Source organism: Marinoscillum sp. HNIBRBA16962 (assembly GCF_057801515.1).
This window is the reverse complement of the sequence record NZ_CM173603.1, coordinates 3,748,233-3,760,191: the sequence shown is the minus strand read 5'-3', so window position 1 is coordinate 3,760,191 and position 11,959 is coordinate 3,748,233. Positions and strand designations below refer to the sequence as shown.

Below are 11,959 nucleotides of genomic sequence, written 5' to 3'. Positions count from 1 at the left end.
AAAGAAATGAAAAAGGTAATTATTAGCTGCTTTGCAGTTTTCACCCTGATAGCAACCAGCTGCTCACAGCAGGAAGGTGTTAAGATCTCGGGAAAAGTACAAAATAAGGTTAATGGAGAAGAAGTCGTTTTTTTCCGGCTGGAAGATGATGGGGTAAAGCCATTTGATACGATCAAAGTAAAAGAAAACGGAACCTTTGAAACTTATGTGCACCCGGACGGACCTACTTTTTACCAACTCAACTTTTTTAACCGGCAAAAGACCAATCTGATCCTGGATGGTAAAGAGGAAGAAGTAACTATAGAACTGGATGGGAACAATCCATCGGGAGAAATCGTAATTGAGGGATCACGTCATACAAAGTATCTGAAAGACCTGGAAGGCCTGATGAAAGACCATCAGATGGATGTACAGGAGCTCAATCAGCAGGCTATACAAGCTAGGATGAATGACAACCAGGAACGTCTTTCTGATCTTACTGAAAATTACTACGCTCTTGTGAGAGAAAGCCAGCAAAATATAAAAAAATACATCTGGCGGGTCACTCCGTCCCTGGCAGCAATTTATGGCCTCCAATCGCTCAGCGTTGAGGAGAATTTTTCCTTTTTTGATAGTGTGGCTACCCGGTTTAATGAAGAACTGCCAAACCACATACTGACGAAGCAGCTCAACGACCAGGTCAATGGAGCCAAGAAACTGGCCATAGGGTCCGAGGCGCCGGAAATCTCTCTGCCAACTCCGGACGGAGATATCATTACGTTAAGCTCTTTGAGAGGTAACTATGTATTGATTGATTTTTGGGCAGCATGGTGTAAGCCCTGCAGAGCTGAAAATCCCAACGTAGTACGGGTTTACAAAGAGTACTCTGATGAGAACTTCGAGATATTGGGTGTCTCACTGGACAGAAACAAAGAGGCATGGGTTGGCGCCATTAAACAGGACGGACTTCCGTGGAAGCACGTTTCTGATCTTAAATATTTCAATTCAGAAGCTGCGGCTGATTACCAGATAAATGCCATTCCTGCAACCTACCTTATTGATCCGGAAGGAAAAATCATTGCCAAGGGCTTGAGGGGAGGTTCTCTGGAAGCTAAGCTTAAGGAAATATTTGGGTAGGACCCTACTTAAGAAACATTTTCTGAAGCGCTTCCCAGAGAAGCGCTTTTTGTTTTTTGTCCTCCTGTAGCTCAGCAGGTGAAACGGAAGTAAGGAACGTTCTGCCGTCTACAGTAAGGGGCTGATACAGTTGTGCTGATTTTCCTGCTTTTAGTTCCAGCTCTTTCTGGTAGCCAAAGCAAAGCAACGTTTTAAACTGAGGCTCATAAGCATTTATCCCTTCCATCAGGTAAGCATTCGTAAACTCTTTGTTGATTGCCTTAAGAATTTTAGTCAATAATTCCCTGTCCTGGTTGGTAAGGGGAGGGGTCCAGATGGCGAGATCATGAACTTGCGCGGTAGTATTGGTTATTTCTTCTTTTTGTGGTGGAGCTGCCACCGGTTGTTCCACTACAGGTTCTTCAACTCTCGTAGTTGTTTCTTCAGGCTCATTATAGGAGCTTTTCTGCTCCTTTACCTGGTAGATTTCTTCTGTAATGAAATAAGCTAAATACTGATCTTCAATCATTCTATCTTAAATATAGATTTAAGTTCGGTGGCATCTTCAGGTTTCATCCTTTTACCCAGCACCAATCTGAGCTGTCTCCTTCTCAATGCCCCAGCGTGAAGTTCTTTTTCCAGCTCTGTTTCAGGCATTACTTCAGGCACATCGATAGGTCTCCCGAGTTGGTCCACAGCTACAAATGTAAAAAAAGCGCTGTTGGTTTCTATCTTCTTGCCGGATGGAACATCCTCAGCGATGACTTCAATGTATACCTCCATGGAGGAATTGAACGCCCTGGTGACAAACGCCCTAAGAGTGACTACATTTCCCAGCTGGATGGCTTTGGAAAAGGAAATATTATCTACGGAAGCAGTTACTACAATACGATTGCTATGTCTCTGAGCGGCTATAGCGGACACAATATCCATCCAATGCATCAGGCGGCCGCCCATCAGGTTGTTCAAAGTATTTGTGTCGTTAGGCAGGACCATCTCGGTCATAGTCACCTGGGAGTCTCTGCAGTATTTTGAGTTTTTAGCCATATTCAGCAATGAATTGCAAAAATTCGGTATACAAAAATGATTTATAAGTATTTGATTTACAGCTTATTGTGTCTTATGAATAGTTTATGCCATCAGGCATTAGTTCCATCCGTCATCGCGGCGCAAAGGTACGAAGCTGAAATGTTTAAATGTTTTTTTGGTTATTTTGTTTTCGTCGGTTTTTACAAACTTGTACATAACCTGGGTCTTGCCTCCTCCCACGGGTATGACCAGTCTGCCACCTACCTTTAGTTGTTTTATCAGTTCCTGGGGAACAGCGGGGGCGCCGGCTGTTACTATTATCCCGTCAAAAGGGGCTTGCTCAGGTAGTCCTTTCGAGCCATCTCCATGATAGAAAAACGGGCTAAAGCCGATTTTGGGAAGAAAACGTTTTGTTTTTTTGTAAAGCTTCCCGATGTATTCGATGGTATGAACTTCAGCTCCCAAAAGCATAAGTATGGCTGCCTGGTACCCTGACCCGGTCCCTATTTCGAGGATTTTGTCACCTTTTTTTACTTCCAGGAGTTCGGTCTGAAAAGCCACGGTATACGGCTGGGAGATAGTTTGCCCTTCACCGATGGGAAAAGCCTTGTCTTCATAGGCATGCTCCACAAAGATTGGGTCAAAGAAATAGTGTCTGGGGAGGTGGCTCATGGCCGCCAGTACTCGGGGATCCCTGATTCCTTTTGATTCTACCTCTTTGATGAGTTGTTTCCTCATCCCTTTGTGACGATAGTTATCTTCAGGTTTGCTCACAGCGCAGTTTAGTTTGGTTTTTTTCGAACAATATATTTATATCCTTTTTGCAAAGGAATCACATCGTTTTCATAATTACTCCTTAATTTTCATCTACAATACTAAAGTGTGGTAGAATTAAGTGTACAAATATATCAGCAGACTTCAATATACATGTTTACAGGAATAGTAGAGTCAATGGGGATTCTAAAAGATAAGAGGCAGGAGGGGACCAATGTGGTTTTAACCATAGAGTCTGACATTAGCTCTGAATTAAAAATCGACCAAAGTATAAGTCATAATGGTGTTTGCCTTACTACCACAGAGGTGGGTGAAGGGTGGCATAGGGTTACAGCTGTGAAAGAAACACTCCTTAAAAGTAATCTGGGTGGATTAGATACCGGAGATAAGGTCAACCTGGAGCGATGTATGCAGCTAAATGGCCGGTTTGACGGACATATTGTTCAGGGGCATGTGGATACTACCGCTGAGGTCGTAAACATCAGCGATCAGGATGGCAGCTGGTTGTTTACCTTTGAGTTGAAGAACACTGACGAAGTAATGGTGGAAAAGGGAAGTGTCTGCCTGAACGGAGTAAGCCTTACTTGCTTTGATATTTTCGAAAATCGCTTTAGTGTAGCGATCATTCCCTATACTTTTGAGCATACAAATTTCGGAAATTTAGAAAAAAGCAGTATTGTTAATGTAGAATTTGATATTATCGGTAAATATTTAAAAAAATTAATTACTAAATAATCAGCGAATGGTTCTGAATGCAATGATTGTTGATGATGATGAGATGTCGCGTCTTTTGATCTCAAAGTTTGTCGAGCAGACTGACTTTTTAAACCTGTCCTATGTCATCGATAACTCTATTGAAGCGTCAAACATTCTAAGTGATGAAAAGAATAGTGATGTAGACCTGATCTTTTTGGATATTGAGATGCCTGAAATGAGTGGGATGGAGTTAGCCACCTCTTTAAATAATACTTACCCTATTATTTTTATAACCTCTAAAAAGGATTATGCTATTGAGGCTTTTGAGGGCAATGTGCTGGATTATCTGGTGAAGCCCATAGAGTATCCCAGGTTCCTTAAATCTGCCGTAAAAGCAAAAGAGCAGCGTGAGAAAGAGCTGCTCTATGCTGAAAAGGAGAATCACATTTTTGTGAAGTCAGATTCCAGACTTGTACGAATCCCGTATCAGGATCTGTTTTTTGTGGAGGCTCTTGCTGATTATGTCATTTTTAATACAACGAAAGGAAAGTATATCGTACACCATACGATGAAGGGTATCGAAAAGAAGCTGCCGATCAGTATTTTCAGCCGGGTGCACAGGTCCTACATTGTAAACCGCAATAAAATCAACCATATCGAGGACTTTAATATTTCGATTACCGATAAAATGATACCGGTAGGAGCTTCTTACAAAGAGCAGTTCCTGAACAAGATCAATCACCTTTAAAGCTCAGGCCTGAGCTTCCTGAGTAAACGGACCAGTAAAAAGCCGGTCAGTAGACCAATAATACCTCCTGTAAGTATATCGCCTGGAAAGTGGACTCCCAGGTATACTCTGCTGTAGCTGACGATAGACGCCCAGACCAGCAGAAAAATGGAAAGCCTGCTTTTATGCTCATAAAAGACAAAAAAGGAAGCCAGCCCAAAAGTATTTGCAGCATGACCGGAGGCAAAGCTGTATTTACCGCCACATTTTCCTGCCAGGTTTATCAATGATGAGATTTCGGGATCATGACACGGCCTTAAACGTTCGAAGAGTGGCTTCATAATGCCTGAGGTAGCCTGATCTGTGATAATGATTGTGATCACTAAAGCAAGTAAAGGCCAGTAAAACAGCTTGCCATTTTTTTTGTACAGTCTGAGTATAAGGAGGGCGTACATGGGAAACCAGATAAACTTGTTGGACATCCACCACATAAAATCATCCAGGTACGGATGTCCTAAGGGATGAAGGAAAAAGAATAAAGACTCATCCAGGGCTTTTACCGTTTCAAGCATAGCTAAGCCAGTCAATATCCTTTTTAAGCCATTTTAATGTCTCCTCTTCTTTGCTGCCCGGTTCCGGATGGTGATTGTACTCCCAGGCGGCCTGGGGAGGAAGGCTCATCAGGATAGATTCAGTTCTTCCATTAGTATCCAACCCAAACTTTGTTCCTTTATCCCAGACCAGGTTAAACTCAGCATACCTGCCACGTCGCAGATATTGCCAGTCTTTTTGGTGGTGGTCCCACTCCTGGTTTTGATACTTCTTCACAAAGTGCGTGTAAATGGGAATGAAGGCTTCACCTACTTGCCTGGAGAAATTCCAGAGCTCATCAAAGGATTTGTTTTCAGTTTTCTCATTTAGACGATCAAAAAATATACCGCCAACTCCCCGGGTTTCTTTCCGGTGTTTGATATAGAAGTAATCGTCTGCCCATTTTTTAAACCGCGGATAATAGCCGGGATCTGTTTTATCACAAACTGACTTCAAAGCGTGATGTAGATAACCTCCATCCTCAGGAGATACGTAGTGAGGCGTCAGGTCAATTCCACCACCAAACCAATAAGTCCCGTTGCTCATCTCGAAGTAGCGGATGTTCATGTGAATGATAGGTACCCATGGGTTTACAGGATGTAAAACAATGGAAACACCTGTAGCATAAAATTCTGCTTTCTCGAGCTTCAGAGCAGCCAGGATTTTTTGTGGTGTATCACCGTGAACAGCGGAAAAGTTTACGCCACCCTTTTCGATCACTCTTCCATTGTTAATAACCCTTGACCGGCCTCCACCTCCTTCAGGACGGTCCCATTTGTCTTCCAGGAATGAACCTTCACCATCAAGTGATTCCAGAGAGCTACAAATGTGGTCCTGAAGGGCTTTATGCCAGTTTGCAATGGTTTCTTTTCTACTCATATCATGTTAAAAGGGATATCCTATCCCAATATTTATAACTGCTTTGTTTCCAAAATCTATCAGGTCTGAGAGCTTATAATCCGGAAGAATGAATCGTTCTCCCAGTGGTTGTGCAGGGTCTACCATTTTGTAGGCCACATCAAAACGCAGAACCAGGAACGAAAAGTCAAATCGCAGGCCAAATCCGCTCCCTACTGCAATCTGTCTTGGGAATGACCGGAAGCGAAACACACCGTCATCTCCTTCAGGGTCCTCACTCTCATCTACAGTATTACTCTCCCACAACCATACGTTACCCGCATCCAGAAAAAAAGCATAATCTACAAAGCCCAGGAGTTCTTGCCGGTATTCTATGGAAGTCTCCAGTAAAATATCACCAGGCTGTTCACGGTTATAATCTACCATTTCTTTGCCCTCTACATATCCATTATCGTCAGGCCCTAGAAATTCGGCAAATGATCCGGGACCAAGACGTCTGGGTTTCCAGGCCCGGATACTATTGCTACCGCCCCCGTAGAAATATTTTTCGTAGGGCATGGCTTTATTAGCTCCATATACATAAGCGATTCCCAGATTAACCCGGTAGGCCAATGATGACTTTTCATTTAGCTTGTGGTTTTTCCTGAAATCAAACCTGGTTTTGATGTACTGGTAATAGGCTAGTTGGGCACTGTCTGTATCAAAGAGATTATCTCCAAAGATGTTTTGGAGGTTACCTCCGGTTTCCAGGTAGGCCTGAAAGTACGAAGCATCATCATTCCCAACGCCGTAGTTATTCTTATTAATAGCCAGTGAAAAAGCTGAAAATGAAACAAAAGATGACTCAAAAGAGCTGACCAGGGAGCGTCCTCCTGCCTCGCGGACAGAATCCAGGTAAAGCTTGAAATTGGGTGTATTAACGGACTTAATGTAGCTGGCATCAAAGGGTTTTAAGGAAAACTGCAGATCGTCCCGAACCTGCCAGATATATGACATGCTTGCATTGAAAGTATTTCGTTCATATTCGTTGCGTCTATCTTCAAAATTGACACCTGTGGTGAATTTTGTTCTGGGGTTGAACCGGCCTATGGACTCGCGAATAGAACTTCTTAGCGGGAAGAGAAATTGCGGGAATGTAACGGACAGCTGACCTCCGGACTGTAATCTGGAGTAATTGTCTTCTTTATTTACACCCTGTATACCCTGTATACTTGCACTCCCATCAAACTGGATGATCTCCAGGCCTCCAAAGATGTTTCTGCTTTTGGCATTGAAATTAATGAAAGGGCCGGGAAACCCATTACTTTGCTCAAATACACTGAGTCCTAATTCCGAAGATGTCTGGTATTTTTTTAATGGACTGGTAAAGATGTTGGCCACAAACTTGCCTCCTGAGCTATCATAAGCAATATTCACAAACTTGAAGATGTCAAGGTAGGAGAGCTGTTTTTGAGTTTCCAGGGTCAGCTGCTTGCTGTACAGACTATCCTCATGTAAAAAGATCCTGTAATCCAGAAGCTTGGGCGAATATTTACTTTTACCCCTCAGATCATAAGTGATATCTTTGTATACAAATGGTTCTTCATCTTTAGCTCTTCTCAGCCCTGATTCTGCACTGAAGGATATTGAGTCGACCCGAAATTTTTTATGCCTTTTTTGGTCAATCGGATTGACGATGGTTTCTCTGACTACCAGACGCCTTTCATCCAGGATCGTAGAATCAATTTCGAAAAGAATAAATTGCCTTTTGAAATCATAGTAACCATTATTGGTCATCAGGTTGTAAACCCTGTCACGCTCCCGGGTTAGCAGGTCCTGATTATATTGCTCTCCTATGAATTGGTTTTCTTCAAGATTCTGAAGGAAAAATTTCTCCATTTCCTTATCCCGGATCACATAGATAGTGGAGTCAATGGTATAGGGCTCTTTTTTGTTTATGATATAATCTACCGAAACTGTCTTGTCTTTCGACGTGACCTTTGTATCTACGGATGCATTGAAATAGCCCTTTGAAAAGAGGTACACTTTAATGCTTTCGACGGATTGTGGGAGTTTGGTGCTATCGTAGATGGATAGTTTTTCTCCCCATTTCATTCCCAGGTTTCCTTCTTTTAGCTTCTTATCATACTTTTCTACTTTCTGGAGTTTTTTTGAGTTGAGTCGCGATTTTCTGCCGGATGATCTGGCTTTTGTCATTTTCCGATCATATTTTTTGATGACTTTTTGTTTCTTTTTGAGGATCTTGGATGTGTCCAGGTTGTTTTTTCCCAGGTGGTATAGATAAACCCGGGGATGCATGCCAAGGAATTTTGAGTTTACATTTTGTATGAGCTGGTCCTTTATCTTGTCTTTTTGCACCTTGGTTTGCGACTCAACAGACTGCTTGTACAGAATTTTTTCTCCAGGCCGTAGGTATTTTGTGCCTACACATGAAGTGAATAAAAAACCTATGGCTAAAATTGCGAAACGTATGTTCAAATCCCTGCTCACCTTATGATCTCGAAAAGACTTTTAAAATTCATCAAATCATTGAAGATAAAAAAGTTCCGTGCCCGGGAAAAGTCATTCATGGTGGAAGGTAAGAAAAACGTTTTGGAACTTTTAAAGTCTGATTTTAAGATAAAACACTTGTTGTGTACCGCCCAGTTCATCAACGAAAACGATAAATACCTGAAAAGAGTTAGTGATATCCTTCTGGAAGTTACTTCTGAAGAACTTGAGGAGGCAGGCACATTTAAAACGAACCAGGAGTGTCTGGCAGTGGCTGAAGTAAAGCATTATGCAATTGGCGACCTGAATACGGAGGATCACATCTTTGCCTTAGATGGTGTTAGTGATCCTGGTAATCTGGGGACTATCATCCGGACTCTTGACTGGTTTGGTTACAATCAGCTGGTTTGCTCTCCTATGACGGCTGAGCTTTATAACCCAAAGGTGATCAACTCTACGATGGGCTCCTTTACAAGGGTCAGGGTCGTTTATCACGAACTGGAAGATGTGATCACACACCTTTCCCTGCCTGCTTATGGAGCAGACCTTGACGGAGTTTCTATTGATAAATGGATGCCGGATTCTCCATCGGTCATTGTGATGGGGAGCGAATCTCACGGATTGCAACCTGGCATCAGGAACCTGCTGAGAGACCGAATATCGATTCCACAGTATGGACAAGCTGAGTCCCTTAATGTAGCGATTGCTACAGGGATCATTTGTCATCATTTAAGATCTTAAAGCTTTGTAAGCGTTGATAAGCCCGGAAGTAGAGGTGTCATGGTCCGTGACCTTCTCTTTTCCATCAAGTTTGGGCAATATCTTTTTTGCTAATTGCTTGCCAAGTTCCACACCCCACTGGTCAAAACTGAAGATATTCCAAATGATGCCCTGAGCGAATATTTTATGCTCATACATAGCAATTAGTGATCCTAAAGTACGTGGGTTCAACTCTTTGAACAGGATGGAATTGGTAGGGCGATTCCCTTTAAAAACCTTAAAAGCCGCCAATTCTTCAGCTTCTTTATCAGGTACATTATTCGCTTTGAATTCGGCCATCACTTCTTCGTGAGATTTACCCCGCATTAGAGCTTCTGTTTGAGCAAAGAAGTTAGCCATTAGTTTTTGGTGATGATCACCCAGTGAGTTTTGGCTATTGGCAGGTGCGAGAAAGTCACAGGGGATAAGTTTGGTGCCCTGGTGTATCAATTGGTAAAAGGCGTGTTGCCCGTTTGTGCCAGGCTCTCCCCAGATGATCGGACCTGTCTGATACGTCACTTTTTTTCCGCTACGGTCTACATATTTTCCGTTGCTTTCCATGTCTCCCTGCTGAAGGTAGGGAGCAAAGGCATGCATGTATTGGTCATATGGGAGTATGGCATGTGTTTCCGCACCGAAAAAGTTGTTGTACCAGATACCCAGCAAAGCCAGGATCGTAGGGAGGTTTTGGTCGTGGGGAGCTTCCAGAAAATGCTTGTCCATTGCTTCGGCTCCTTCAAGTAGCTCTTCAAACCTGTCAAAACCAATAGTGCAGGCTATGGACATCCCTATGGCTGACCAAAGCGAATATCTTCCGCCAACCCAGTCCCAAAACTCAAACATATTTTCAGGGTCTATCCCAAATGCTGTAACCGCTTCTTTGTTGGTGGAAATAGCAATGAAATGATCTTTTACATAACCTTCATCCTTTGCCGCTTCCATAAACCAGGATTTGGCTGATAGGGCATTGGTCATGGTTTCCTGTGTAGTAAAGGTTTTGGATGAAATGATAAAGAGGGTGGTTTCCGGGTTTACACTATTCAGCACATTGACAATATGCGTACTGTCCACATTTGATACAAAATGAGGAGTGATTCCTTTCACTTTGAAAGGCTTTAACGCTTCAGTGACCATAAATGGCCCCAGATCAGAGCCACCTATTCCAATATTTACTACATCGGTGATGGGTTTTCCCGTATACCCTTTCAATTCGCCGGAATGAAGCCTGGTGGTAAATGATTTCATTCGGTCTAAAACCTTATTGACCATCGGCATGACATCTCCTCCGTTTACCTTTATCGGCCGGTTAGACCTGTTTCTCAGAGCTACATGAAGCACTGACCTGCCTTCCGTAAGGTTAATTGCATCACCGGAAAACATCGCTTCTTTTGCTTCCTGAAGTTTTGTTTCTTCGGCCAGGTCTATCAGCAGCTGAAAGGTTTCTTTAGTTATCCTGTTCTTGGAAAAGTCCAGTAAGATATCTTCAAATTTTCTGTGAAAAGTTTCAAAACGGTTTAGGTCCTCTTCAAAGAGGGACTTCATTTTTACCGATTTAATCTTATCGAAGTGGCCAGAAAGTTTTTCCCAGGCGGAAGTTTGTGTTGGATCTATTATAGGTAGCATTATGAAATGATGATGGTCTAGTGTTAAGTTGCAGAATTAAACTACATTTAAAATGTGTCGCAAATAGTTAATTGCCAGTTCGTTGTTTCTATTGATTATTTGTGCCATTAGGCACTAGTTAAAAGTCGAGGACAAACTTTATTATAAACCACCAGATTAGCAATAAAACTACCACTCAAAATTTAGAAGACCGGAAGTTGCTCTGCTATTGGAAAAACAAGTTGAATCCAAAACCTTCCCTTTCAAAGAGCACATACATGTATGCAAAGAAACCTATCAGGTATATGATCCCTTCAGAACGGTCCAGCTTGTACTTGTTGAAGGTAAACATGAATACGAACAGAAGGAAAGTGCCTCCCATGACAAAATACATGTCGAGGTTAAGAGCCACGGGATAGCCCAAAGGAGGATGCACAAGTCCTGTAGCTCCTATAACCAATAGTAAGTTGAAAATATTTGAACCCACAATGTTACCAACAGCCAGGTCAGACTTCTTCTGAAAGGCAGCTACAGCAGAAGTGGCCAGCTCCGGTAAGGACGTACCTGCTGCAAGGATGGTAAGCCCTATGAGTTTTTCACTTACATTAAAAGCTTCAGCTATTGATACGGCATTGTCTACGATCATTTTTCCACCGAAAACCAGCCCTGCAATGCCCAGGACGATCATTACCGTAGTCTTTAAACTGCCATAGATCTCAATGTCTTCTACCAGTTCAGAGTCATCGGGATTTCTGCTGAGATTCATGAAAATGTACACCAGAAAAAGTGTAAACATCCCCAGAAGAATAATCGAATCAACAATGCTGAGGGAATTCTTGTCTGCCTCGAAAAATATCACATCATTTACCAGGATGAAAAAAATGAATGTTGCGAGGAGTGAATAGGGGATCTCTTTCCAAAGGGCATTTCGCTGAACAGTAAGCGGATAAATAACCGAGGATATTCCCAGGATCAGAAAAATATTAAAGATGTTTGATCCTATGATATTACCAAAAACAATATCATTGGTTCCTTCTTCAGAAATTACTGTGCCCGAGATAATATTGACTACCAACTCAGGAGCTGATGTCCCCATCGCAACCACTGTAAGTCCTATGGCGATATCCGAAACGTTAAAACGCTTGGCGAGCGAAGAGGCACCATTCACCAGAAAATCCGCTCCTTTAATAAGGAGTACGAACCCTACGGCTACCAGCATTAAATTTATTAATACGATCAAGGCGGTCTAGGTTATTTGCGTTTTAGAAATATAAGTATAAATATTTTTAGACTTTTTTTAAAAATTCCCTGCAAGATAATTAGATCTAAAGATTTAAG

At 42.3% G+C, this 11,959-nt stretch carries 12 protein-coding genes; 4 read left to right on the top strand and 8 right to left on the bottom strand.

Features of this window, described 5'->3' with window-relative positions; translation table 11 throughout:
- The first annotated feature begins 6 nt into the window (after positions 1-6).
- Entirely contained in the window at positions 7-1,116 is a 1,110-nt protein-coding gene (locus tag AC3E9V_RS15560) for a redoxin domain-containing protein (protein WP_488749055.1), read from the top strand.
- 4 nt (positions 1,117-1,120) lie between these two features.
- On the opposite strand, the gene AC3E9V_RS15555 is transcribed toward AC3E9V_RS15560, so the two are convergent.
- From AC3E9V_RS15555 to AC3E9V_RS15545, 3 genes are all read right to left on the bottom strand, one after another.
- Complete coding sequence (locus AC3E9V_RS15555; protein ID WP_488749054.1) at positions 1,121-1,624, bottom strand: hypothetical protein; 504 nt, start codon at positions 1,622-1,624, stop codon at positions 1,121-1,123.
- Positions 1,621-2,142 carry an acyl-CoA thioesterase gene (locus AC3E9V_RS15550; protein ID WP_488749053.1) on the bottom strand — a complete coding sequence of 174 codons (522 nt, stop codon included), beginning with the start codon at positions 2,140-2,142 and terminating at the stop codon, positions 1,621-1,623. The genes AC3E9V_RS15555 and AC3E9V_RS15550 overlap by 4 nt, the downstream gene beginning before the upstream one ends.
- A 99-nt stretch (positions 2,143-2,241) precedes the next feature.
- A complete protein-coding gene (locus AC3E9V_RS15545; protein WP_488749052.1) occupies positions 2,242-2,898 on the bottom strand; it encodes a protein-L-isoaspartate(D-aspartate) O-methyltransferase in 657 nt (218 codons plus the stop codon).
- Positions 2,899-3,051: 153 nt separating this feature from the next.
- Here AC3E9V_RS15545 and AC3E9V_RS15540 point away from each other — a divergent pair, with 153 nt between their 5' ends.
- Both AC3E9V_RS15540 and AC3E9V_RS15535 read left to right on the top strand, forming a co-directional pair.
- A complete protein-coding gene (locus AC3E9V_RS15540; RefSeq protein WP_488749051.1) occupies positions 3,052-3,633 on the top strand; it encodes a riboflavin synthase in 582 nt (193 codons plus the stop codon).
- Between the two features lie 7 nt (positions 3,634-3,640).
- Positions 3,641-4,342: a LytR/AlgR family response regulator transcription factor gene (locus AC3E9V_RS15535; RefSeq protein ID WP_488749050.1), complete on the top strand. Its 702-nt coding sequence runs from the start codon at positions 3,641-3,643 to the stop codon at positions 4,340-4,342.
- On the opposite strand, the gene AC3E9V_RS15530 is transcribed toward AC3E9V_RS15535, so the two are convergent.
- The 3 genes from AC3E9V_RS15530 to tamL are packed head-to-tail and all read right to left on the bottom strand — an operon-like array spanning position 4,339 to position 8,260.
- Positions 4,339-4,893, bottom strand: a complete 555-nt coding sequence (locus AC3E9V_RS15530; RefSeq protein ID WP_488749049.1) for a phosphatase PAP2 family protein — start codon at positions 4,891-4,893, stop codon at positions 4,339-4,341. The two genes, AC3E9V_RS15535 and AC3E9V_RS15530, sit on opposite strands and share 4 nt — an antisense overlap.
- Entirely contained in the window at positions 4,886-5,791 is a 906-nt protein-coding gene (gene hemF / locus AC3E9V_RS15525) for an oxygen-dependent coproporphyrinogen oxidase (RefSeq protein ID WP_488749048.1), read from the bottom strand. Before hemF ends, AC3E9V_RS15530 begins: the two co-directional genes overlap by 8 nt.
- Positions 5,792-5,797: 6 nt before the next feature.
- Complete coding sequence (gene tamL, locus AC3E9V_RS15520; RefSeq protein ID WP_488749047.1) at positions 5,798-8,260, bottom strand: translocation and assembly module lipoprotein TamL; 2,463 nt, start codon at positions 8,258-8,260, stop codon at positions 5,798-5,800.
- Between the two features lie 3 nt (positions 8,261-8,263).
- Here tamL and AC3E9V_RS15515 point away from each other — a divergent pair, with 3 nt between their 5' ends.
- Entirely contained in the window at positions 8,264-9,001 is a 738-nt protein-coding gene (locus AC3E9V_RS15515) for a TrmH family RNA methyltransferase (RefSeq protein WP_488749046.1), read from the top strand.
- Here the strand turns inward: AC3E9V_RS15515 and pgi are convergent.
- A complete protein-coding gene (gene pgi, locus AC3E9V_RS15510; protein ID WP_488749045.1) occupies positions 8,990-10,642 on the bottom strand; it encodes a glucose-6-phosphate isomerase in 1,653 nt (550 codons plus the stop codon). The two genes, AC3E9V_RS15515 and pgi, sit on opposite strands and share 12 nt — an antisense overlap.
- Before the next feature lie 205 nt (positions 10,643-10,847).
- A complete protein-coding gene (locus AC3E9V_RS15505; RefSeq protein WP_488749044.1) occupies positions 10,848-11,861 on the bottom strand; it encodes a calcium/sodium antiporter in 1,014 nt (337 codons plus the stop codon).
- Positions 11,862-11,959: the final 98 nt, after the last annotated feature.